Genomic DNA, 24266 nt, shown 5'->3' with positions numbered 1-24266 from the left:
CGACGATTCCCTCAGAAGATCAGTAGGAGCGAGGAAGTTGCAGCACGTGCTCGGCCACATGCCCCAGGATCATGTTGGTAGAGATGGGTGCGATCTGATACAGGCGCGTTTCTCGGAACTTGCGCTCAATGTCGTACTCGCAGGCGAATCCAAAGCCGCCATGCGTTTGCAGACAGGCGTTGGCGGCTTCCCAACTAGCCTTGGCAGCCAAGTATTTGGCCATGTTTGCATCGACCCCGGCGCTCTGGCGCGCATCGATCTTTTGACAGGCGCGCCATCGCATCAGGTTGGCAGCCTCGAGTTCAATGTAAGACTCGGCGAGCGGAAACTGGATGCCCTGGTTCTGACCTATTGGACGGCCAAACACTTTGCGCTCGCTTGCATAATCGCGAGCTTTCTCCAAGAACCAATACCCGTCCCCGATGCACTCGGCAGCGATCAGTGTGCGTTCGGCGTTCAGACCGTCGAAGATAACGTTGAGGCCCTTGCCCTCTTCTCCCAGCAGAGCATCTTCGGGTAGTTCGAGGTTGTCAAAGAACAGCTCATTCGTTTCGTGATTGACCATGTTGAGAATGGGCCGCACGGTGAGACCGTTTCCGATAGCCTTGTCCAACTCAACGATGAAGCACGAGAGTCCCTCACTCTTCTTCTGCACCTGGTCGAGCGGCGTAGTGCGGGCGAGCAGAATAAGCAGGTCGCTGTGCTGCACCCGCGAAATCCAGACCTTCTGACCGTTGATCACCCAGCGGCCGTCCTTTTTCACGGCAGTGGTCTTCAACTTCGTGGTGTCACTGCCCGTCGTCGGCTCCGTTACGCCCATCGATTGCACGCGCAACTCTCCTGCAGCGATGCGGGGCAAATAGCGCTGCTTCTGCTCTTCGGTGCCACTGAAAACGATCGTGTTCATCACATACATCTGGCCGTGGCAAGCGCCCGAGTTGCCGCCAGAGCGATTGATCTCTTCCATGATGACCGAGGCCTCGGCCATCGAGAGGCCCGGGCCACCGTAGTCCTGAGGAATCAGCGCGGCGAGCCAGCCGGCCTTCGTGAGTGCGTTGACGAATTCCTCGGGATAACCGCGCTTCTCGTCGATATGGCGATGGTAGTCGGCAGGGAACTGGTTGCACAGGTTACGCACTGCGTCGCGGATTTCCTGATATTCGTCGGGGGCTTGAAAGATGGAGCTCATGTACGGTATCCGGTGAAAAGTTAGCTCGTTTGTGCCATAGTATTATTTGATCAAACGCGTGAATAATAGAATTTCCTGATTGTAGAATCAGTTTCCGGTATCGAGGTATCTGCTATGGATCTGAAACAACTGCGCGCGTTCGTCACTGTCGCGGAAACAGGCAATGTCACCCACGCAGCAAGCCTGCTGAACATCGTGCAACCGGCGGTTTCGCGTCAACTTCGCTTGTTGGAAGAGGACATGGGCACAGAGTTGTTCGACCGCAGCCGCCACGGTATGCGACTCACTCCTTCAGGCGAGACCATGCTCGAGTACGCGCGCCGGATCCTCAACGAAGTGGCCCGTGCCAAGGCCGAGATTCAACCAACCGACGGTCCGGTCTCGGGCATTGTGAGCATCGGCCTGCTTGCCAGCACGTCGGACTTGCTTGCCACGTTGCTGGCTGATGAAGTGGCGCGGCGTTACCCGCGCATTCGCCTGCGGCTGACCATCGGCTATGCGGGCCATCTGCAGAATTGGCTCGAAGCGGGTGACGTCGATGCTGCGCTGCTGTATGGACAGAAGGAAACGCCCACGCTACACATAAAGGCGCTGCTCGAGGAAGGCCTTTGGGTCGTCGCCCCGCCATCCGCGAAGCTGTCGCGCAAGCATCCGCTGACGCTGTCATGCGTCGCTCGTGAGCCTTTCATTCTCCCCGCCGCACCGCAAGGCTTGCGCGCTGCGATCGAGCGCGCCGCGAACGAGGCCGGCGTAACGCTAAGCATCTTTGCCGAGACTAACGCACTGAGTGTGCAAAAGGATCTCGTCGCGCGAGGCCACGGCTGGACGATTCTGCCGGCCGTGGGCGTCACACAGGAGGTTGAGCGCGGCCTGTTGAGCGCCGCACCGCTTGCATCACCGGGCTTGCGGCGCACGATCGTGCTTGCGGCACCCAGCAGCCGACAGGCCACGGCGCCCGTACGCTGCGTAGTAGGTGTGCTGCTGGAGTGCGTTAAGACGACGTTTGAAGAAGGCCGTTGGCTCGATGCACGCTGGCTTGGCTAAACAATCTTCCTTAACCGCAGGCCCTCAATTGTTTGCGCATCGAGGCCGATATCCGCCAGGATCTCATCGGTGTGTTCACCTATGAGCGGTGGCCGGATACGGATCTCTGGCGGCGTGCGCGACAGCGACACAGGCGTGGCGAAGATCGGCACCTTCTTTGATGCGCCCGGGTATTCCATCCAGTGAATCACGCCGGCAGCCTTGACGGTCTCGTCCTCGAGCGCCTGGCGCGGCGAGTTGACAGGACCCGCAGGAATTCGAGCCTTTGCCAGGCAGGCTAAGGCCTCGGCCTGGGACAGGTCCTTGCACCACGCAGACATCACGTGGCTCAGGTACTCACCGTGCTCGCCTCGCAATGTGTCGTCAGCGAAGCGCGGGTCGTCTAGAAGGCCAGGTTGGCCCACGAGCTGCGTCCACCGCTCGAACATCGGGCGCCCTATGACCTGAGTAATCAACCAACCGTCTCGAGCCTTGAAAATATCCGAAGGCCCGTAGCTAGGCGCGCGGTTAAGCATGGCCTCGCGGTCCAGGCCCAGCAAGGCCTCCTCAATCAACGCACCGCTGGCCATGTTCAGGCCCGTGCAGAGCAGCGAAGCACTGACCTCCTGGCCCATACCGCTGCGCTGACGCTCGTATAGTGCGAGCATGGTTCCCAACGCGCAGGAAAAAGCCGTCGCGAAGTCAACCACCGGCACCATCGCTTTTTGCGGCCGGTCAGGCGTGCCCGCGATGTGCACGGCGCCGCTAAGCGCTTGGCCCACGCCATCGAAGCCCACGCGGTCGCGCACGGCTTCATTATTGCCAAAGGCGTTGGAGGCCACAAGGATGATGTCAGGCTTGATGCTGCACAAGCTTTCGTAGTCCAAACCCAGACCCCGGAGCGTGCGCGGCGGCATGTTGGCGACGACCACGTCTGTATCCGCGACCAGTTTACGCACGATGTCGCGGCCTTCGAGGCTGTCCAGGTCCAGCGTCATGGAACGCTTGTTACGGTTGACCTGAAGGAACAGCGCGCCCTCGCCGTGTTCGGTTACGGGCACAATGAAGCGGTCTTCGCCGCCGCCTACGCGGTCAATACGAATGACCTCTGCGCCATAGTCGGCGAGTAACGCAGAGCAGTACGGCCCGGCGATAAAGCGGCCAAAATCGAGAATCTTGATGCCTTCGAGCACTTTCATTAATTTTCTCTCACATGAAGATCGACCGGTCCCGATGTCAACGACCGGCTATTTCAAGTTGTGGCCGGGCGGCGGGACGGGGTACCGAGGAGCAGTCCGTTGCTGCGCGAACTGGCCGCCACCCCGCTACAGATCCCGTGACGCAAACGCCAAAAGCAACCGTGCCGCCACCAGCGGCGTGACGACCGTTCACCGCCCCCTCGGGGCCCGCTCGAGGCGGGTACGCTGAACAGGGCAGGCGGCAATCCGCGCGTCGGCGAGCGGCGTTCATCGCTTCCCGAACTAAGCAGAGGGCGCGGCCGCGCGCACTTCGTCGAGCGCGGCCGGATTGTCCAGCGACGACAGATCGCCCGGCGGCAGGCCGCAGTACACGCTGCGTATCAGGCGGCGCATAATCTTGGAGCTGCGCGTCTTGGGCAACTGTTGCACTACGTGTACGCGACCAGGCTTGAAGGGCCGTCCGAGGCGCTCGCCCACATGAACGGACACAGTGGCCTCGAGATCCGAGCCCACAGCCTTGGCAGCGGGCTTGGCCACCACGAATACCACGAGCTTTTGGCCTTTCTCTGCGTCGGCCACGCCGATGGCGGCAGCCTCGGCCACGTCGGACAGCTCCAACACCACTTCCTCAACCTCGGCAGGGCCAAGTCGCTTGCCGGCAACCTTTAACGTGTCGTCGGATCGCCCCATCATGAAAAAGTCGCCCTCGGGCGTGCGCAGTGCTAAATCGCCGTGCACCCAGATGCCCGGGATCGCTTGCCAGTACGTTTCCAGATATCGCTCGTCATCATCCCAGAACGATTGGGTCATGCCTACGAATGGTGCGCGGATGGCCAATTCGCCCACCTCGCCAGTCACACTAAGTCCGGAAGGATCGACTACGTCCGCAGCCACGCCGGGCGAGATGGTGTTGAACCCACTGGACGGAATTGGCCGGATGGGTACGCTGGCGAGAAGCGCGCCAGAGGCCTCAGTGCCACCCGTGTAGTTGATAACAGGCGCCGTGCCGTCGCCGAAGCGATGCAAGAACCAGTTGAAGTGTTCGGGTGCAATGCCCTCGCCTGCCGTGATGAGCAGACGCACGGTGGAACGGTCGCCCTTGAGCGCCAGTTCCTCGTGACTCGCCATACCACGGATCAGCGTCGGCGCGGAGCCGAAGTGAGTCACCTTGTGACGCTCCACGACCCGGGACATCCGCGACCAGTCGGGGTAGTCGGGCGCGCCGTCGTAGCAGACCAGCGTGGCACCTCGCAACAGTGCGCAGCCGAGCACAAGACTGCCCGCAATCCAGCCCATGTCGGCGGGCCAGCAGTACACGTCACCGGGATGCACGTCGAAGTGAATTAGCGAGTCGTGCGCGATCTTGATCGGAAAGCTGCCGTGCGCGTGCACCACTCCCTTCGGCTTGCCCGTGGTGCCGGAGGTGTAAATCACCATGAAGGGCGTGTCCGGCGTGACAGACACGGGCGCCGTACCTCTGCCCTGCGCCATGGTTGCAACTTCTTGCCAATCGACATCGCGTACGTCTTGAGCGGTTTCCCCCTCGCCGCGCTTCCAGATAACTTGTTGGAGCTGAGCAAGGTGGGACCAGGCCTCGCGCAGCGCACCCTGCACGTCGACTCGCTTGGCGCGGCGTGCGAATCCCGTTGAAGCAATGACCATGCACGCGTCCGCATCCGACAGGCGTGCCACGATGGCGTCGACCCCGAAGCCGCTGAAAAGCGGCACCACCACCCCGCCTACATGCACGATGGCCAGCAGGGAGATGGTGGCCTCAATGCCGTTTTCCATTAAGAGCCCAATACGGTCCCCCTGCTTGACGCCGCGCTCCGTCAGGCCCGCGGCGAAATCGCGCACGCGTTGCTCCAACTCGGCATAAGTCAGCGCGCTCACGCTGCCGTCCTCACGCTCGGCCACCACGGCCTTTCTTTGCGCGGTGGCAGGGTTATGGGCCCAAGCATAGATCGTGTTGACCCAATTGAGCTTGCCGCCGGGGAACCAGTGTGGAAATTGCGGGCCACGCGAAAGGTCCGCGTAGCCAGTGGGCGGCTCGTCCCAGGCGATAGCGCACTCTTGCATGACAGTCTTCCAGTAGCGCTCGGGTTCTGAAACCGACACCCGCAACAGCTCTTCATACGACGGCGTGCCCAGAGCGCACATCATCCTGACGATGCCGGAGTTTTGAAGCTCGCGCTGGCCCGGCTGCCACACATTGCTGCACTTTGCACTACTCATTATCGTCTCCTGACTTATGCGCGTTCGAAAATCATGGCGATACCTTGTCCACCGCCGACGCACATCGTCTCAAGGCCATAGCGGGCCTTGCGGCGCTGCATTTCGTGCAGCAGTGTGCTCATGATGCGAACCCCCGTAGCGCCCACGGGGTGTCCCAACGAGATGCCCGAACCGTTCACGTTGAGCTTGTGCTCCAGAGCCTCGGCGGAGCTGCCCCACCCTTTGACACAGGCAAGTGCCTGGCAGGCGAAGGCTTCGTTGAGTTCGATCAGGTCCATCTGATCGAACTTCAGGCCCGTGCGGGTCAGCAGCTTCTGCACGGCAGGCACGGGGCCGATGCCCATACGCGCAGGATCGCAGCCCGCGGCGGCCCAGCCGACCAGCCAGCCCAAGGGTGTCAGGCCCAGTTCTTCAAGCTTGTCTTCCGCCACGATCAGACATGCGGCAGCAGCGTCGTTTTGCTGGCAGGCGTTGCCTGCGGTGACCACCCCATCCTTCATGATGGGCTTGAGCTTCGCCAGACTCTCGGCGGTCGTTTCGCCGCGCACCCCCTCATCCCTGCTCACGAGCACCGGGTCGCCCTTGCGCTGCGGTACGGACACGGGGATTACCTCCGCGTCGAATAGACCCGCTGTCTGCGCCGCGGCGGCGCGTTGGTGGCTGCGTGCGGCGAAACGGTCGGATGCCTCACGCGAGACGCTGTACTCGCGCGCCAGTGTTTCGGCAGTTTCGATCATGCCACTGATGCGGCCAAAGCGCGCTTCTGGCTGTGAGCGCTCGCGACCACGCTCCAGACGGTCGTGCAGCTTTACGGTGCCCGCGCGCTTTCCCCAACGCATGTCGGTGGTGTAAAACTCGACGTTGCTCATGCTTTCCACGCCACCGGCCATGACCACGTCAGCCGCGCCGGTCTGCACCATCATGGCTGCCGTGGCCAAGGCCTGCACGCCACCGCCGCAGCGCCGGTCGAGCTGCATGCCCGCAACCTCGATCGGGAAGCCCGCCTGCAGCGCTACCCAACGACCCGTACAAGGCGTCTCGCCGCTCGGGTAGCTTTGAGCGAACACCACGTCGTCGATGCGCGCCGGATCCAGTCCAGTGGCCTGTACGATGGCACGCGCCACGCTAGCTCCCAGTTCCTGGACGGGAATCCCTTTCAATGCTCCTCCGAATGCGCCCACCGGTGTGCGCAGCGGTGAGACGATGGCTGCTCGCTTCATTGCAAATGCCTCTCTATTTTTTGGATAATTCGCCGCTATCGCTTGCCTGTCACGCGCTGGCAGCTATCTACTTGGTGTCGCCCGACGTTAGCCGTAGCGTCCGCCCGTCACATGTAGCACCTCACCACTGATAAATCCCGCGCGCTCGCTGGCCAGGAAGGCCACGGCGTCCGCGATGTCTTCAGGACGACCCGCGCGCTTGATGGGTTGTGCGGCCACGGCGCGCTCCTTGATGGTTTCGTAGGTTGGAAGCGCCTGAACCATTTCCGTTTCCATGAAGCCAGGAGCCACGCAATTTGCGGTCACCCCGTAGCGGCCCTCTTCCAAGGACAACGCCTTGGCCATGCCGATCAGGCCGGCCTTGGCGGCAGAGTAGTTCGCCTGCGTAGGGTTGCCCAGGTGAGCGCGCGAGCTGATGTTGATGAGGCGGCCCCAACCCTGTTCGATGAAGTGCGGCATGACAGCCCTAGCGGCGAGGAAAGCACCTTTGAGCATCACTGTTATGACGAAATCCCAGTCTTCCTCGCTCATTTTCACGAGATATTTGTCGCGCGGCGCACCCGCGTTATTCACCAAAATGTGCACTCCGCCAAAAAGTTCGATGGTTTCATCGACTAGCCGCTGAACGTCTACCGCCTTGGTGATGTCGCCCACCACGCAGTGTGCCGCCAACCCATCCTCCTGCAGCGCCCTGGCGGTGCCCTGCGCTAGGTCCGCATTGATGTCGGTGATAACAACTTTGGCACCCTCTTGCGCGAGCCGCCGCGCCGTCGCAGCGCCTAGACCACGCGCCGAGCCAGTGACGATGGCAACCTTGCCGTTCAAGCCCAGATCCATGTGTCCTCCTATGAAAGTTTGTGTTCAGCGCAAATCAACCCGCGCGTTATTCAAGACCACCACGCCGCGCTCGACCGCCGTAACACATAGCGACACCGTACGGCCGCGGACCCACATCTTGGTGCGCAGTGTCTCGCCAGGCCACGCCGCCGCTGTGAAGCGCACACGCATGCCCGCGAAACGCTCATCGTCGTAGGCCAGCACTGTGCGCAGAACGGCGTGCGCGGCTACACCCATCAGGGCCATGCCGTGCAGAATAGGTCTCGGAAACCCCGCCGCTGCGGCGACGAGCGGGTCGGCGTGCAGAGGATTGAGGTCCCCGCTCAGACGGTAGATGAGGGCCAGCTGCACGGGCGTGGCTGTCTCGTAGACATAGTCGGGTTCGCCCTCCGGCATAGCATGGGGCGCAGGCGGCGCGCCGGGGCTGCCACCTTCACCGAAGCCGCCGTCGCCACGCAAAAGGTTCAATTGCACAACGGTGGCAAGTGATTGGCCTGTTTCGGCATTCGTGATTTCGCGTGTCTGCTGCAAGAAGGCACCCTTCCCCTCCCCTTTGTCCCATAAACCAGTGATTCGAGTCGCGCCCTTGACGCGGCCAAAGGTCGGTAACGGCGCATGGATATGGATTTCCTGCTCTGCGTGCAGCAGCTTTTGCCAAGTAATACCCGTGTCGGGCTCACGTGCCCAAAACCCCGGGTAGGCGAGCACATTTGCCATGGTCGGCATCGCACGCAGAGACTGACGGTCTTTTCCCTCATAGACGTAGCGCAACTGCCGGGCATCAAGTGGGTCGGCTCCCACGCCCACGCCCAGGGCGTAAAGCTGCGCATCACGCTGCGAAAACGCATGGTCGATGACTGGAAATGGACGCGCAAACAAGTGAGAGGGGCTAATGGGCATGGCAGGCTAACGACCGTAATGACATGTCGATACGATGGAACCCACATTGGCCTTGGTCAACTGATTTGCATTTTCTGTTCCGTACATTGGCAGTGCCTGATGGACGTTTTAATCAAGGAGCCGCTGTCGGAGGAGCAACTGGTATTTCAGACTACGGAACAAGTCCAACAACTTCGTTGCTTCGCGCCCATCGCTGGCGCAGGATTTGATCATTCCCATCTTTGTGGCTTACACGCTGACATGATTCGTGATCAAGAAACGCTCAACGGATTACTAGATTCCATCGCCCGATTTGTACGCGAACGCCTCGTGCCCAATGAGGACCTCGTCGCCGAAACCGACGAAATCCCCGAGGACATCGTAGCCGACATGAAGGCCATGGGCCTGTTCGGCCTCACCATCCCGGAGCGGTTCGGAGGTCTCGAACTCACGATGGAAGAAGAGGTCCTAGCCGTATTTGAGTTGTGTCGCGCCTCGCCGGTCTTCCGCTCACTCTTGGGAACTACGGTGGGGATCGGATCGCAGGGGATCTTGCTTGACGGCACGCCCGAACAGCAGGACGAATATCTGCCGCGTCTCGCGACAGGTGAATTGATCGCTTCGTTCGCGCTTACAGAGCCCGAATCCGGTTCAGACGCTGCCTCGCTGCGCACTACGGCCATCAAAGACGGCGACAGCTATGTGGTGAACGGTACAAAGCGCTTCATCACTAACGCGCCGCATGCGGGCATCTTCACACTGATGGCGCGCACGAATCTCGAGGACAAGAGTTCAGGTGGAATCTCGGCCTTCATCGTAGATGCGACAACGGCCGGCATCAGTTTCGGCAAGCGCGACAAGAAAATGGGACAAAAAGGCGCCCATACATGCGACGTGATTTTCGAGGACGTACGCGTACCCGCCGCAAACCTAATTGGCCTAAAGGAAGGGCAGGGCTTCAAGACTGCGATGAAAGTGCTGGATAAGGGCCGCATCCACATAGCCGCCGTCTGCGTAGCGGTGGCTGAGCGCATGCTATCCATGGCATTGTCTTATTCAATGGAACGCAAACAGTTCGGAAAACCTATCGCGGAGTTTCAGTTGGTGCAGGCCATGCTAGCCGACAGCAAGGCAGAAATCTATGCAGCTCGCAGCATGGTCTTAGACGCCGCCCGCCGTCGCGACGCCCGATTACCCGTGAGCACAGAGGCTTCTTGCGCCAAGCTCTTCGCTTCGGAGATGTGCGGCCGCGTGGCCGATCGCGCAGTGCAAATCTTCGGCGGCGCCGGCTACATGGCCGAGTACGGCATCGAGCGCTTTTACCGCGATGTGAGGCTGTTCCGCATCTATGAGGGCACAACGCAGATCCAGCAACTGGTCATTGCCCGAAACATGATCCGCGATGCGCAGTAGCCGAACATACCCGTACAGATTAAGCAGCTGGGACAATTGCCACCGTGACCCGCTTCGATGGACGAGGCCATTGCCGGGTCACTCGGGCGCACCGAGCATGTGTCTCACCCTCCCCTCGTTGGGAAACGACAGCCTCCTGTCGAACGCGCGAAGCCTTGAAGTTTCCGTTCGAACCGTGCGAGACGAGCCGCAATCGGTGTGCGAGAGTCGACTCCGCCTTAATGGATAACACTCATAGCATCGCAATTTCTAGGGGAGTAAAACTATCTAACGTATGTTTGTTTAGTCTTTCCGAGTCTCACTGGCTGTCGCAGTTTCAGACAGCTAGCGCTCGCCTTGCTGCGCAAACTTCTGCTGCGAAAGATTTGACCAGATAAATGAATTTTAGGAGACACAATGAGGAATACTACGAACGAAGCTTTGTATGAAGACGCCGAAGCGAACTCGCTATCGGCGTCCGCCGGACCACTCGTGGTGCACGATAGCAGAAAGTCTTGGTACATCCTCGGAGTCTTAACGCTAGTATATTCACTTGCCTACATTGATCGTCAGCTTCTTAATTTGCTCGTTGATCCGATCAGACGCTCGCTTGTCATCTCCGACACCCAGTTGAGCCTGATTCAGGGGCTCGCGTTCATATCTGCTTATTTGGTCGCGTCTCCGTTGTTCGGCCGGTTGGTCGACGTCACGAACCGACGCAATTTGCTGTTGGTCGGAATCGTCCTTTGGTGCAGTTTCACTGCGTTGAGTGGATTTGCTAACTCATTCGAAGGGCTCTTTCTCGCACGCGTTGGTGTTGGCGCTAGCGAAGCCTGCGCGTGGCCCATCGCGCTGTCAATGATTGCAGACTGCTTCTCGGCAAAGCGAATGACGCGAGCGATGAGCATCTTTATCCTCGGGCCAATGCTCGGAGGCGGTCTGTCACTAGTAGCGGGTGGTTTTGTTATTGAATTTGCTCGACACATCCATCAGCAGTTCCCGTTCCTAGTTCAATTTCAACCGTGGCAGCTTGCGTTCGTGCTTATTGGCGTACCGGGTATTCTTTTCGCATTCCTCGTGTTCCTCACGGTCCGGGAGCCGGCGCGTACTAGCGTTGTAAGCGAAGTAGTGGACGAACGTCGTTTCAACACACGTGACGCGGCGTCCTTTCTCTGGGTACGACGGGCGTTCTATGCCCGCATACTTCTCGGCGTCGGGATGCTGGCGATTGTCGTACTAGGCATGCCCGCGTGGATGCCTACGTACCTGATGCGTTCTCACGGCATGCCGGCATCAATGGTTGGATTTCGTTTTGGTGGGCTGGTCGTGTGTTTCGGTGTAGCCGGTGCGCTTACTGGTCCAGTTCTAACCCGTTGGTTGGAGCGCCGCGGCTATGAAGATGCGAATTTGCGCGCTGCTGCGCTGGCGATGATTCCAATGCTCATCTGCTGCGCGAGCATTCCATTTGTGCCCGGGAGCACCGGAGCATTGGCCGCGTCGGCCGGCATTGTCTTCTTCTTCACGTTACCTACGGGTTGCATGGCCGCAGCGCTGCAGGTTGTCGCGCCGAGTCGGATGCGGGGGACGGTGGGTGCACTTTACTCCTTCGTCGCCCAGCTTATCGGATTTGGAGCCGGCCCAACCCTTATTGCGTTACTCACCGATCGGGCATTCGGTGATCCGAAGATGGTTGGCTATTCGATCGCAATTGTATGCACGATTGCGTCTGCACTCGCATGTTTGTTGCTCTTCACCGCGCTGCCTCATTATCGGCGCATGCTTGCCGAGGAACGCGCGGCACGGGTGGATTGACAGATTGACAAATAGTTAAGAGCGAACGCCTCGACGTCGGGCCGCTCGCTGCGCAGTGACGGCGCCGGTGTGAGTGAGCGCTCCGTTGCCGAAGCTGGCCGCTGAACGCCGCGACATGGACCGGTGCTCAAAAACTCGGGTTACGTTGCTTACAGAATCGCTGGGTTCCGTGACGACGCCGTGGCGCGATGAGGCTTGCATGCAGACCACAATGATTGAGGCACGGGAGGTCGACGGAAGCATGCGTCCGTCCACCTCTTCACGTTCAGCCGTATCGATGGCCACTGTACGCGGCCAGCAGCCGCGTTACATGCAACTGGCGCAGACGCTCGTCAATGAAATCGAGGACGGCCGCTATCCGGTCGGCTCGACGATCCCGACCGAGTTCGAGCTCTGCGAGCAGTTCGGGGCGAGCCGATCGACGGTGCGCGAAGCCGTGAAGCAACTCGCGCAACTCGGGATGGTGGTGCGCCAGCCGGGCGTCGGCACCACCGTGAAGGCGTTGAAGTCAGTGGGTGCACACACGCAGGTGATGCAGCAGTTGAGCGACCTGCAGCGCTATACGGCCAATACGGTCCTCGAGATTTTGTCGAAGGATACAGAACCGCTCGTCGACGATGCCGTGTGCGCGTTACTGCGCGCCAACCCCGGTGAAACATGGTTGCATGTGAGGAGCCTGCGCCGATCGCCGGATAGCGTCGATGCGATCTGCCATACCGATGCCTACATTCATCCTGCGTTCCGTTCGCTCGAGGTCGACATGAACGAGCTGCACACGCCGCTCTTCACGATAATCGAACGGGAATTCGGCGAGCAAATCGCGCAGGTGCAGCAGGAGATCCGCGCGATCGCCTTGCCGCCGGCGATCGGGCAGCTTCTTAACGCGAAGGCGCGCTCGCCGGCGCTCTGGGTGTGCCGCCGATATTTGAATCGGCGCGGCGATATGGTCGAAGGCTCGATCAATATTCATCCCGCCGACCGCTACACGTATTCGGAGACGTTCCAGCGCAGCTGGAACCCGGCTTGAAGTAAGCGGCTCACGCGGACGCTGCGAGCCGCTTACGGCTTGAATCTGAGAGGGGGTTTTAATGTCCCAGTGGCTTCGCATCAGATGGCGTCGCCAATCCCATGCACCGGTAGGCTGAGCTTTCGCGACGCCGCGAGCATGTTCTGGTCGCAATTGGCAGGATTGCGATACAGCGCCATGCTTGCAAAGAAACCACATGTCGGGCGGCGAGCTATGGAACCGCATTTCTGCATGCCGAGGGCCTCTTCAACGTTACGACGATGCGGCTGCATCCTTCCGGTGGCCGCTCCTCCTTGCCTTTACCGTCGGCTGCGTACCTTCGAAAAACATCACCATCAGCTGATTTGCAACCGTTTCCAAACTTCCCTCTTTCGGATCAAACCAAGTCTGGACGGAATTGACGCTGCCAAGAATGAATACGCGACATAGCGCAATATTGATGTCTTCGCGAAAGTAGCCCTCTGTTTGTAGATCATCGAAAACGGTCGTCCACATCCGTTGATGCTGCTCGCGCCGCTTGATCTGTCGCTCGCGCACTTTGTCCGGCAACTGGGTCAGCAGACGGCTGTGCGCGAGCGCATAGTCGCTGAATTTGATCAGCGCGCTCATCTGTCCGACGACGGCTGCCTTGAACCGGTCTTTAGCAGTGGCATTTGCAGGCAAGGCATCGAAATGCTCGTTCATATGCTGCACGATGCTCGCCGCCCCGTGTTCCATCACCACGTCAACCAACTCTTCCTTAGACGAAAAGTGATAGTAAATGCTAGCAGCCTCAATTCCGGCTTGCTCCGCAATCACACGCATGGTCGTTGCTGCGTACCCTTGCGTTGCGAACGAACGCGCCGCCAAACGCAAGAGAGTCTCGCGGGTATCCACAGTGGGTTTTACATTTCGCTTTCTCAACGTGATTACCCCCACGCGTGCATTGATCTAATGTTCGTTAGCAAGATTAGCGCATTTCTTGCGCCTAGGCTAGTTTCGGGGTCCGCAAATCACGCCTAAAAACGATTCTAGGCCGCCCCTGGAATCACCCGCGTCGCCCAGGCCCCTATTTTTGCCCACACGCCTTCTCGATCGCAACTTCCGGTAGTACCCCGCTAGCTGAGTTACAGCAATGCGACGTGTCCCTGAGGGCGACCAAAGCCCTCAGGCGCTCGCTGCCGCACTTGAACTGCGGGGGTAGAGGCGCTTGCGGACGGCGGATCGTCCCACCGGCGCGCCGGTGAGCAGAGCTATGAGTCTTTCGATCGCCGCAGGAGAACGTGCGAATCGTTGACGGTACTGCCAGGTTGAGGCGGCCGACGTCGTTCGCGCACCGCGTTGTTTTTTAACACACGCCGAAGCTTGACACACGTCGATATCGTTATTGGACGCAACCAGCCGGTGTCGTCCGGTAGTTGAGGAGAGGCGGCAGGAAACCTGCAAGGAATCCTGAAGAAAAGGCCCCTTCGACCGCCAGATTGTTCAAATTCGGGAGCTGGGAAAAATGTTCCACACGGGCGGTAGTTCATAGCGCAGCGCAATCGATGAAAATCCTTGCGCACCGAACTAACCGACGTTAGATTCGTGGGCGGGGGGAAAACCTCGCGCCACTTCCCGCACGCTTCAAACGAGTCGATCGGGCGCATTAGGCGCCACCTTGGCAACGCTCTTCGCCCGTGCAACACCGACGCCCCAAACGCCAATCGCCGTCGCTTCAATTTGTACCAGGACTATTTGGACCGGCGGCACGGAAAGTGACGCCAGTCGCTTAACCTTAAATTTAAGGAGACCGCTATGAACACTACGTACGAATCCGATTCCGGCGCGCTTGAAAACTGTCCGCCTCTGGAACAAGCGGTGGTTCGCTTCATACAGGAGCTCCGATACGAAAATCTCGACGCGCACGCGCTCGCTGGCGCGAACCGGCTGATGCGCGACCAGATCGCCCTGCAGATCGGCATTTCAAAAATGCCGTGGTCCAAGCAATTACTTACCTATGTTACGGCTCACCAACTCCCGGGCAAGAGCCGTGTGAGCGGCTCCACCCTGACCATGAGCGCTGCGGATGCCGCCTTTCTCAACGGCTCGTACGGTCATGGGTTTGAATACGACGACGCCCATGGTCCGAGCTACAGTCATCCCGGCAGTTGCGTGATCCCAGCCGCGCTGGCGATCGGCGAGGAACTTGACTTGCCGCTCAAAGAAGTGATCACCGCGATGGTCGTCGGCTACGAGGTGTACACGCGCATCGGTGTGCTGGCCTCTCCCGATCTGCTGCAGCGCGGCTATCATCCGCACTGCATGCTCTCCAACTTCGGCGCCGCAGCGGTTGCAGCCAAGCTGCGCGGGTTCGACGCCGAAACTACGCTGCAAGCACTATCCATTGCCCTGAGCCATGTCTCTGGCACGACAGAGTACTCCTCCACCGGGGGCTCCATCAAGCGGATCCATGCCGGCATCGGCACACGCAACGGAATGGTGGCGGCCGACATGGCCAAGGCCGGCATTACGGGACCGCGCGCATTTCTAAGCGGCAATAAGGGATTCTTCCGCACCTTCCTGCAGCGCGCCGCAAGCGACGCTCCCGAGCAGCGCTTCGCCACTGACCGGTCGTTCGAGATCAGTAGTGTCTGGCTCAAAGCCTACTGCGCCTGCTATTGCACGCACGCCTATATCGACGCATTGCGCGTATTTTCCACGCGCCGGACGGAAATATCCGATGTGCAACTGAAGATCGCGCCGCACTTCAATGTCATGGTTGGCACGGCCAACGTCAACGCATACGAGCCCAAGAACATCGAGCATGTTCAGTTCAGCCTACCCATCCAGGCGGCATTTGCGCTCTTGGGCAAGGGAAATGGTTACCCCGTCCACCGAAATCTTGTTAACGGTAAGCTTGACATGGCGCCTGTCATTGCTATGGCGCGCAACATCCGCATCACGGAGGAACTTGCGCTGCAGAATCAGTACCCGGGCAAATTTGTTGCGGACGTGACCATCACGTTCAAGGACGGTACCTCCGAGCATGTCTTTGTCGAGGACCCGCTCGGCACGGTCAAAAACCCAATGTCCGATGGAGAGCAGGACGAGAAGTTCCTCGAGCTCACCTCCGACGTGCTGGGCGCCTTTCGGGCGCAAACGCTGCTAGCAACGCTACATTCGATGGATCCGAAGCTGCAAACCGTTGAGCTCACAAGCATGTGCGCCGCTGAGCACTGACTGCATTCAGAGCCGAATCACTTCGGATCCGTTCCGAAAGAACGGTGCCTTTGCGGGTGGCGCTCGACGCACAGACTCGTGACGCGGACAAGGCCGGTGCGCCTGAGTGCGCTCGCTCGAATGAAAGCATTCGTCAACTCATTCACCTGACGGCGTCTGGGCTAGGCTTTCAACCTCCGGCTACCATCGTTGCTAGACTTTTCGTGCTCTTCAAGAGTCCAATGGCCACAGTCAGGTCGCCCTGCCCTCTCAACACGCGTGCGACCCTGAGAGCAAAGCGCATTCGCTGCCTGCCCGCCTTGCGCGGGTGCACAGGAGCCATGCCTTCACTTAGCGGTCTGTCGTGACAGAGCGGACGAACGTGCCCTACCCATCAGGGCTGCCGCGCTAGGTAAAAGTGCCCCGCGCACGATAAGCTTGTATACGCTCTGTCGGAAGCCAGCCGTGTAACGCAGCAATTGCGTTTCCGGTGCTCAACGCTGGCGGTGGCTCTGGTCGTTCGGCGGGCGTTCGCGAGAACCGAGGGCCGGGCGCGGGCTGAATCACCCCGTCCAAGTCGATAAACGTGCCGCGTTCCTTAATGTGTGGATGACTCGGCGCCTCTTCGAAGTTAAGCACAGGCGCCACGCACACGTCCAGATCGCTTAGCAACCGGGCCCACTCATCGCGTGTACGTTCCATGAACTTAGCAGCCAGTATTTGCTTGGCTTTGGGCCACTGTCGCCGATCCATCTGATTTCGCAGTTGGGGGTGGTCCCGCAATTCGAGCTTTTCGAGCAAAAGGTCATAAAACTTGCTCTCAATCGCACCAACGCTGACGTACCTGCCATCGGCGCATGCATAGACCTCGTAGAAATGTGCACCGGTGTCGAGAAGGTTGGTGCCCCGTTCCTTCGAGAGCATCCCCGCTGCATGAAGACCTTGGGTGACCGTCATAATGGAGGCTACGCCATCCACCATAGCAGCATCTACCACCTGGCCCTCGTCGGAGCTGCGTGCTTCCAGAATGCCCGCGAGCAGGCCGAAGGCCAGATACAATGAGCCTCCAGCATAGTCGCCCAGTACATTGAGGGGTGGCGTTGGCGCTTGTCCTACGCGGCCCATGGCATGCAGGGCGCCGGTGATGGAAATGTAATTAAGATCGTGTCCGGCCACCTGAGAAAGCGGTCCATCCTGCCCCCATCCAGTGACACGGCCGTACACTAGGCGCGGATTGCGCGCCAAGCACTTGTCGGGTCCAAGGCCAAGGCGCTCCATGACGCCTGGTCGGAAACCTTCGATCAGGGCGTCGGACTGAGCGATCAACTCCATCACTAACTCGACAGCAGCCGGATCCTTCAGATCGACGCGGATGGACTTCCGGTTGCGCAACCCCAGGTCAAACCGCACGGGGCGCGGCGCGCCCAAGCCGGAGGGCTCCTTGCGGTCCACCCGAATGACGGTGGCTCCCAAGTCGGCCAGAAACATGGCGGCCAGCGGCCCAGGACCTATGCCTGCGATTTCGACGACCTTGATGCCAGCCAGCGGACCGCCACGGCGCCGTAAAGCGGTCATAATTAAATGACTCCTTGCTCGCGCAGCTCTTGCAAGCGCTCATCCGGCAGTTTCAGCAAGTCACGGTAGATCTCGTCGTTCGAGGCACCGAGTTCCTGTGCCGGCTGGTCGAACTGTACCGGTGTCCTGGAAAACTTGATCGGCAGCCCCATGCCCATCACAGCGACGTCTCTTAGGCCTGGATGCTCAAGCTTTACCACCGCACCACGCTCCTGCAGCACTGGGTCTTTGAGCACATCGAGCGGAGAGCGCACAGGCGCCGCGGGCACGCCGCGCTTTTCCTGCAGCTCCCGGACTACTTCTTCAGTGCTGTGCTGCTTAGTCCACGCCTCGATCATGGTGTTGATCTCAGCCGCATGCTTCATGCGTGGACCGCGCGTAGCGTAGCGCGGATCCTTCGCCACCTCCGGTCTACCTATTGCCTCCATGAGGTTTCGGAACCAGTCGGGCTGAAAAGCCACCATGGCGACGTAACCGTCGGCCGTCCCATAAACGCCGAAGGGCACCAGGCGATCGTGAAAGTTACCCGATCGCTTGGGATAACCATGCTCGAAGAACACGTCGAAGTGCTCCTCGGCTACCATCGAAGACAGGCAGTCAAGCATCGAAACTTGCACTTGTTGCCCCTCGCCCGTTCTGCCGCGGTGAATCAGGGCCGCGAGTATCCCGTTGACGGCAAACAGGGGTGCGACCAGGTCGGCGATCGGCAGTCCCCAGCGCGTTGGGGGACCGTCAGCAAAACCGGTCACGTCCATGATGCCCGACAACGCCTGCACGATGATGTCCATCCCTTTGAGATTGGGGTACGGACTGGGCTCACCAAACGCTTTCAGGGATGCATAAACGATCTTTGGATTTGCCTTGCGCACACTTTCGTAGTCTACGCCGAGGCGGGCCGTGACGCCCTCGCTGGCGTTTTCAATAATTACGTCGCTTTCTCTGACTAACTCCATGAACAACGCGCGGCCTTGCTCGGATTTTAGGTCGAGCGTAATGCTTTTCTTGTTTCGCGCGCGATTGAGGATAGTCAGCGACACTTCCTCTTCGCGCTTCACGCCAAAGTGAAGCCCTTCCTTACCCACATAGGGTGGATTGTTGCGCGCGATATCGCTACCGCCGGGCGATTCCACACGAATGACCTCGGCGCCCAAGCCGCCCATCAAGAGAGATCCGTACGGCCCAGCCAGGGCTACGGTCAAGTCGAGGACACGAATACCTTCCAAAGGTCTAGTAGCTGACATGCTGGTCTCCTGAAACTCGATACGATCGGTGCCCGGTTCATCCGCCAAGCATCAATCGACGGCAGGCGATTTGTTGGGATCTGGCCGCTTTACTAAGGATTAGCTACCAGCGTATTGATGTTGCGTGTTCTAGGATGTATTTATGCCAAACCAAGAACGGTCAGCGAGTAATCGCCGCTTAGTAGGATTTGGGCAGCCCGAGCTTTCGCTCAGCAATGTTCGACAGGATTAGCTGCGGGGTGACAGGCGCAATGTAGCCAATCCAAGCTTCCCGCATGAACCGTTCGACGTGGTACTCCTTCGCGTAGCCATAACCGCCGTGTGTGAGCATCGCGGTTTGGCAAGCGTTCATGCAGGCCTCTGACGCCAGCAGCTTCGCCGCGTTAGCCTCGGAGCCACAGGGAAGACCCTTGTCATAAAGGTCTGCAGCGGCCATGTTCATGTAGTTCGCCGCCTCCAGTTCGGCCCAGTTGCGCGCGAGCGGATGCTGGACTCCCTGGTTCTTGCCGATCTGCCGACCGAACACTACGCGGTCCTTCGCGTATTGCGTTGCTAGTTTAAGCACGGCACGGCCCATGCCTATCTGTTCGGCCGCAACAAGTACGCGCTCGGCGTTCATACCGTGGAATATGTAGCTCAGCCCCTTCCCTGCCTCGCCGATTAGCGATTCTTTTGACACCGGCAGGTTATCAATGAAAAGCTCGTTAGTATCTACCGCGGCTCGGCCGAGCTTGTCAATCTCCCGAATGTCGACATAGTCGCGATCGAGTTTGGTATAGAACAGGCTTAGCCCTTCACTGTGCTTTTTGACCTCATCGATAGGCGTCGTTCGTGCGAGGACCAGCATATGGTCGGCGACCTGCGCAGTCGAGATGAAGACCTTCTTGCCAGAGATCAGGTAATTGCCATCGGGCTGCTTTTTCGCCACTACCTTGAGCTTTGTGGTATCAAGACCGGTGTCTGGTTCAGTGACCGCAAAGCAAGCCTTGTTTTCACCCCTAGCGAAGGGGGGCAACCAGGCCTTCTTTTGCGTATCGGTGCCGAAATGTACGACCGGTTCCAGTCCAAAGATATTCATGTGGATGGTGGACGCTGATGCCTGTCCGCCGCACTCGGCGACAGTGGACATGAACAGCGCTGCCTCCGTCACGCCTAGATTCGCGCCCCCTACCTCCTCAGGCATGCAGATGCCGAGCCACCCTCCGCTGCTAACCGCCTCGAAGAACTCGTGGGGGAACTCGTGGTTTTTATCTTTATTCCGCCAGTATTCAAGCGGAAAGTCCGCACAGATTCTTTGCGCGGCGTCGATAATGGCATGCTGATCGGGGCTGAGTTGGTAGTCCATAGCTTAGGTCTTCCTGCAAATGTGTTGTCAAACGTTGTTGGCAGGACGCAGCATCATCAGGCCAGTGCGTACGGCGGTACATACGATCTCGTCGCGCTGATTCTTGGCAACGTGTTTGAAAGTGACAATGCCCGAATCCTTACGGCTTTTGGACAGACGGGTCTCAAGAATCTCAGTCTCTACACGAATGGTGTCGCCGTGAAACGTGGGCTTGGGAAAGGCTATTTCCCCAAAGCCCAGGTTGCCCAGTGTTGTCCCTAATGTCGTTTCGTAAACCGTAATGCCGGCCACCAGCGCCAGCAGGAACATGCTGTTAACTAGGCGCTGCCCGTAAATCGTGTTCTTGCTGTACTCCGCGTCGATGTGGAGCGGCGCACAGTTGTAGGTCATGGCAGAAAACAGGATGTTATCGGTCTCCGTTACCGTGCGGCGAATGGCGTGCTCAATCACGGTGCCGGGCTTGAATTCTTCAAAATACAGGCCTGCCATAGCGGCTACCTCCTTCGTGTCGGTTTGCGATTAACTGTTGAACGAATGTGCGAGTTCGATGACTTCGCGCGCCGTCTTAGCGTGGGCGATATCGATGTGCTCGCCGTCATAAATACAGGAGGCGCGGCCTTCGGCTTGGGCGTTGTCCAACGCATCAATCATTCCTTGGTAGAAAGCTACCTCTTCTTCCGTGGGGCTGTAGGCACTGTTGACGATCTCGACGTTGGATGGGTGCAGCACCAGTTCTCCGCTCATGCCCAGTTGACGGTCGTTGGCTGACGAGACCTTGAGACCCTCAAGGTCGTGCACCTGCTGCCAAACACCGCCGATGGGCAGCTTGCCGGCAGCGCGCGCTGCCATGACGACGCGCGACTTAAGGTACTGCGTTTCGCGACCGCTCAACGACCAGACAGTCTTTAGCGCACGCGCTACATCGGCGTTCTTGGCTGTTGCACCGACGATGGCTGGCACGCGTTCGTGCTGAGCGATCTCGTAGGCCAGTTGCAGCGACCGGGCGGTTTCTCATAGCGGGAGGACCCTGGTGTGGCCCTCGTGGACGCCAGCGCGGTACTCTGCTTCGGCCAACATGGACGAGACGGTATGTATGTCTTCGGGACCGCAGGGCTTGGAGATAACGATGCCCTCGATCTCAGGGCTAACGACCGCCGAGATGTCTTCGAAGTCGTACAGGTGCGGGCTCCGATTGATGCGCACCCAGACGCGCTGCTTTTGCTCGGCAAGCCACATCAACTTTGACTTGACGATTTCACGAGCCTCGACTTTCTGGGGCGCCGGCACGCTATCTTCCAGATCAAGAATTACCGCATCCGCCTTCGAGTTGATGGATTTTTCGATCCAGGTCGGCTTGTTTCCCGGAACGAAAAGAAAGGATCGTATGGGTTTCATCTGCGTGGTCATGAAATGTCTGGGCCTTTTGAGAAGAAAGAATCTTTGCCTAGTTAGGCCTTACCTAACAACTATATGTTAGCTTGCTCGTTAATAACAGGGCTGTCATTGGGGGTTTACACCAACTGCAACAGACACTGTCAGACGGTTCTACGCACCGACGTGTTGTCAGCGTTCTCATCTCGCTCGACCGTTTTAACATCCATCGAGGTTGGCACAGTCCGACCCTCGATGAGTCGTGACGGCTGCTACGAGGTAACGCTTACATCAACGCCATTGGGCCCGTGCGCTCACGTTTGAAACGTTTCCGCTCTTTTCGATCCGTCAAACTACTAACAGCAAAGCGGAAGACCACGAAGGCGCGGCGTGTGGCTGAAAGCAATGACTTTCGCTTAGCTGTAATCTCGCCAGTATTTGATTGGGCTGTTGACGTTTGTGGATGGATTGGTTCTAAGTACGGAACGAAGCGTGCTCGACGTTGACACTCTACTGGGCTTTTATGAAACTTACTAAATACGCAATCTCAACCCTAATGATGCGTAGGAACGGCGAAATCGGTTCGGGAGCATGTGAGAGATAAGCGTCCGCCTCCTATGCGCGTGTCCCTTGCGCTTTGACTGTAGATTTTGTTCGTAAGGCAGTCTTGGTCATCGTGCCCGAATGCAACCGGTTCAGACGCGGCGCGTGCGTTTCCGATTGATCGGCCGGACTCTCGCCTCCGGATATCATGCATGTCCAGCTGCAAGTACAGAGCCGTGACGGACGCTGAGCGTCCGTAATAAAATGACATTTTTGGCGAACCCACTTTATATAAGTAAGGTTCAAGTGTGCGCAACACGCCACGCCCGTGGCCACAGGGTGCGCGTCCGCGCTGGGTTATGTAAGCGGGCTATTGGTAGTCCGTGTCATAGCATTCGCCTAGCTTAATGCAATCGCGAGGTGGGAGAGAACGATGAGTGCTGGAAGCCTTCTTGTGGGCGCGCCTCAGCCGATGCACATCTGGAAGACGCCGTCGGGCATCGGGTTAGCCGCTGATACCTGGGGAAGCCCGGACCGCCCGCTCGTGATCCTTCTACACGGCGGCGGTCAAACCCGCCATGCGTGGGGAGAGACCGGCGTGCGGCTCGGCAACGCCGGTTACTTCGCCGTGGCCTACGATGCACGCGGGCACGGCGACTCTACCTGGAGCCCGGACGGCGATTACGGCCTCGAGGTTCTTGCGCAGGACCTTAGATGTGTGATTGACGCGGCGAATGGCGCTCAACCGGTGCTCGTCGGTGCGTCGCTCGGTGGTGCAACAAGTCTTGTCGCGATAGGCGAGCAGAGAGTCGAAGCGGCCGCGCTGATTCTCGTTGATTTCGTTCCCTACACTGAGCCTGCGGGGGTCGACCGAATTCGCAAGTTCATGCGGCAAAAACCCGAGGGCTTTGATTCGCTGGAAGCAGTTGCAGAGGCGATCAGCGAATATCGCCGAACGCGATCGCGCCGGCGCGATCTAGACGGTCTTGCGAAAAACGTTCGGATAGGCAACGATGGACGTTATCATTGGCACTGGGATCCACGCTTTATCGCACAGCCAGTCGATCTTCGTGGACGCCATGAGCGGCTCTGCGCTTGCGCCCGTCGCTTGTCGGCGCCAACGCTACTCGTTCGTGGCGCAAGCTCCGATGTTGTCAGTGACAAAGGCGTACGCGAATTTCTCGAGCTTTGTCCACACGCCGACTACATAAATGTCGCCGAAGCGGGTCACATGGTGGCGGGAGATCGCAACGACAGGTTCGGGCGAGTCGCGATAGACTTCCTGCAGCGAAAGGTGCCGCTCCCGGATCTTTGACGGCGAGGTGCCGGGAAAGAAGCGGCCGATCCCCCAGTCAACTACCCGTTATCAGAAACCGGCGTGCGTGAACGATGCTCGAAAAGCCTCATTTCTCGCAGTCTACGTCAGCCAGAAGGTCGCTGAGCGCAGACGCTGCCGCCTGAAGTTGAGGAATGGCTCTTTTACGTATGGCAGTCATGTCCGGCTCCATTTCCACGGCGCCGCAATTGAGTGCCATTAGCGTCTTCGCGCGCCCAAGCCTCAGCGGCAACGCGATACCATACGCATTCCGTTGGTATTCTCCGACCGCCATGCACACACCCGACGAACCCAGATCCGCAAACGCAGTCTCCAGACCCTGGCGCACCAAATCGGTATCCTTGCCAGGCGATGCGAGGATCGCCTTGATGAGTTTGCGCCGTTCGGATTCAGGTAACGCATACAGGTAAGCGCGCCCGACCGAAGTCGACTCCATGGGTAGCAAGGTACCGACACCAAGCCGTAAAGTTGCGATTTTTGCGCTACTTCTGTACGCGATGTAGAGCATGTCCAAGTGATCCGGGACTGCGAGTGCGACCGATAGCCCAAGCTTGTCGGCCAGCTTCTGAAGGAAAGGATTGACAATTCGCGCCATGGCATTCGCTTCCAGATAAGCGTGACCAATGCTAAGCGCCCCCGTACTCAATTCGAAGCGCGGACCGCCGGTCACTCGTCGTAGGAACCCGATGCGAATCAGAGTTGTCGTAATGCGAGAGACCGTTGCCTTGGACAATCCAGTCCGACGGACCAGATCTGCGTTCGACAGGGAGACTCGCTCCGCTCGAAAAGCGCGCAATACTTCCAGACCACGCTCAACAGTGAGCGTGATCGTTGTGGAATCTGTCGTGGTCAATCTAAGGCC

Annotated in this window: 18 protein-coding genes and 1 pseudogene; 6 read left to right on the top strand and 13 right to left on the bottom strand. The window is 59.0% G+C overall.

Features of this window, described 5'->3' with window-relative positions; translation table 11 throughout:
* Window positions 1-19 precede the first annotated feature (19 nt).
* Window positions 20-1189: an acyl-CoA dehydrogenase family protein gene (locus QCE48_RS16660; protein WP_309788560.1), complete on the bottom strand. Its 1170-nt coding sequence runs from the start codon at window positions 1187-1189 to the stop codon at window positions 20-22.
* Window positions 1190-1303: 114 nt separating this feature from the next.
* Between QCE48_RS16660 and QCE48_RS16655 the strand changes: the two genes are divergently transcribed.
* Window positions 1304-2233 carry a LysR substrate-binding domain-containing protein gene (locus QCE48_RS16655; protein WP_309788558.1) on the top strand — a complete coding sequence of 310 codons (930 nt, stop codon included), beginning with the start codon at window positions 1304-1306 and terminating at the stop codon, window positions 2231-2233.
* On the opposite strand, the gene QCE48_RS16650 is transcribed toward QCE48_RS16655, so the two are convergent.
* The 5 genes from QCE48_RS16650 to QCE48_RS16630 all read right to left on the bottom strand — a co-directional run bounded on the left by QCE48_RS16650 (window position 2230) and on the right by QCE48_RS16630 (window position 8603).
* A complete protein-coding gene (locus QCE48_RS16650) occupies window positions 2230-3411 on the bottom strand; it encodes a CoA transferase (RefSeq protein WP_309788557.1) in 1182 nt (393 codons plus the stop codon). The genes QCE48_RS16655 and QCE48_RS16650 overlap by 4 nt on opposite strands.
* A 282-nt stretch (window positions 3412-3693) precedes the next feature.
* The gene (locus QCE48_RS16645; protein ID WP_309788556.1) at window positions 3694-5646 is read right to left on the bottom strand and encodes an AMP-binding protein; all 1953 of its coding nucleotides are present in this window, start codon (window positions 5644-5646) and stop codon (window positions 3694-3696) included.
* 14 nt (window positions 5647-5660) lie between these two features.
* On the bottom strand, window positions 5661-6866 hold the full coding sequence (locus QCE48_RS16640; RefSeq protein ID WP_309788555.1) for an acetyl-CoA C-acetyltransferase: 1206 nt from the start codon (window positions 6864-6866) through the stop codon (window positions 5661-5663).
* Between the two features lie 87 nt (window positions 6867-6953).
* Window positions 6954-7703 carry a 3-oxoacyl-ACP reductase FabG gene (fabG, locus tag QCE48_RS16635; RefSeq protein ID WP_309788554.1) on the bottom strand — a complete coding sequence of 250 codons (750 nt, stop codon included), beginning with the start codon at window positions 7701-7703 and terminating at the stop codon, window positions 6954-6956.
* A gap of 24 nt (window positions 7704-7727) precedes the next feature.
* Window positions 7728-8603 (bottom strand): MaoC/PaaZ C-terminal domain-containing protein, encoded by an 876-nt coding sequence (locus tag QCE48_RS16630; RefSeq protein WP_309788552.1) that lies wholly within the window; start codon window positions 8601-8603, stop codon window positions 7728-7730.
* Between the two features lie 240 nt (window positions 8604-8843).
* On the opposite strand from QCE48_RS16630, the gene QCE48_RS16625 reads away from it, so the two are divergent.
* From QCE48_RS16625 to QCE48_RS16615, 3 genes are all read left to right on the top strand, one after another.
* Complete coding sequence (locus tag QCE48_RS16625) at window positions 8844-9995, top strand: acyl-CoA dehydrogenase family protein (protein ID WP_309788957.1); 1152 nt, start codon at window positions 8844-8846, stop codon at window positions 9993-9995.
* A gap of 396 nt (window positions 9996-10391) precedes the next feature.
* A complete protein-coding gene (locus QCE48_RS16620; RefSeq protein ID WP_309788551.1) occupies window positions 10392-11786 on the top strand; it encodes an MFS transporter in 1395 nt (464 codons plus the stop codon).
* 85 nt (window positions 11787-11871) lie between these two features.
* Window positions 11872-12813, top strand: coding sequence for a GntR family transcriptional regulator (locus tag QCE48_RS16615; protein WP_309788550.1), 942 nt, complete (start codon window positions 11872-11874; stop codon window positions 12811-12813).
* Between the two features lie 252 nt (window positions 12814-13065).
* Here QCE48_RS16615 and QCE48_RS16610 read toward each other — a convergent pair whose 3' ends face one another.
* Window positions 13066-13722 (bottom strand): TetR/AcrR family transcriptional regulator, encoded by a 657-nt coding sequence (locus QCE48_RS16610; protein ID WP_309788956.1) that lies wholly within the window; start codon window positions 13720-13722, stop codon window positions 13066-13068.
* A gap of 867 nt (window positions 13723-14589) precedes the next feature.
* On the opposite strand from QCE48_RS16610, the gene QCE48_RS16605 reads away from it, so the two are divergent.
* Window positions 14590-16014: an MmgE/PrpD family protein gene (locus QCE48_RS16605; protein ID WP_309788548.1), complete on the top strand. Its 1425-nt coding sequence runs from the start codon at window positions 14590-14592 to the stop codon at window positions 16012-16014.
* 387 nt (window positions 16015-16401) lie between these two features.
* Here the strand turns inward: QCE48_RS16605 and QCE48_RS16600 are convergent, their stop codons facing one another.
* The 5 genes and pseudogenes from QCE48_RS16600 to QCE48_RS16580 all read right to left on the bottom strand — a co-directional run bounded on the left by QCE48_RS16600 (window position 16402) and on the right by QCE48_RS16580 (window position 21561).
* The gene (locus tag QCE48_RS16600; protein WP_309788547.1) at window positions 16402-17568 is read right to left on the bottom strand and encodes a CaiB/BaiF CoA-transferase family protein; all 1167 of its coding nucleotides are present in this window, start codon (window positions 17566-17568) and stop codon (window positions 16402-16404) included.
* 2 nt (window positions 17569-17570) lie between these two features.
* A complete protein-coding gene (locus tag QCE48_RS16595; RefSeq protein ID WP_309788955.1) occupies window positions 17571-18809 on the bottom strand; it encodes a CaiB/BaiF CoA-transferase family protein in 1239 nt (412 codons plus the stop codon).
* Between the two features lie 178 nt (window positions 18810-18987).
* Window positions 18988-20154, bottom strand: coding sequence for an acyl-CoA dehydrogenase family protein (locus QCE48_RS16590; protein WP_309788544.1), 1167 nt, complete (start codon window positions 20152-20154; stop codon window positions 18988-18990).
* A 27-nt stretch (window positions 20155-20181) separates the two neighbouring features.
* The gene (locus QCE48_RS16585; RefSeq protein WP_309788543.1) at window positions 20182-20643 is read right to left on the bottom strand and encodes a MaoC family dehydratase; all 462 of its coding nucleotides are present in this window, start codon (window positions 20641-20643) and stop codon (window positions 20182-20184) included.
* Window positions 20644-20673: 30 nt separating this feature from the next.
* A pseudogene (locus tag QCE48_RS16580) lies at window positions 20674-21561 on the bottom strand (HpcH/HpaI aldolase/citrate lyase family protein).
* Between the two features lie 940 nt (window positions 21562-22501).
* Here QCE48_RS16580 and QCE48_RS16575 point away from each other — a divergent pair.
* Window positions 22502-23383: an alpha/beta hydrolase gene (locus tag QCE48_RS16575; protein ID WP_309788541.1), complete on the top strand. Its 882-nt coding sequence runs from the start codon at window positions 22502-22504 to the stop codon at window positions 23381-23383.
* A gap of 88 nt (window positions 23384-23471) precedes the next feature.
* Here QCE48_RS16575 and QCE48_RS16570 read toward each other — a convergent pair whose 3' ends face one another.
* Complete coding sequence (locus QCE48_RS16570) at window positions 23472-24257, bottom strand: IclR family transcriptional regulator (protein WP_309788540.1); 786 nt, start codon at window positions 24255-24257, stop codon at window positions 23472-23474.
* Window positions 24258-24266 lie beyond the last annotated feature (9 nt).

Source organism: Caballeronia sp. LZ024 (assembly GCF_031451455.1).
Taxonomy (GTDB): domain Bacteria; phylum Pseudomonadota; class Gammaproteobacteria; order Burkholderiales; family Burkholderiaceae; genus Caballeronia; species Caballeronia telluris.
This window is presented reverse-complemented; position numbering and strand designations above follow the sequence as displayed.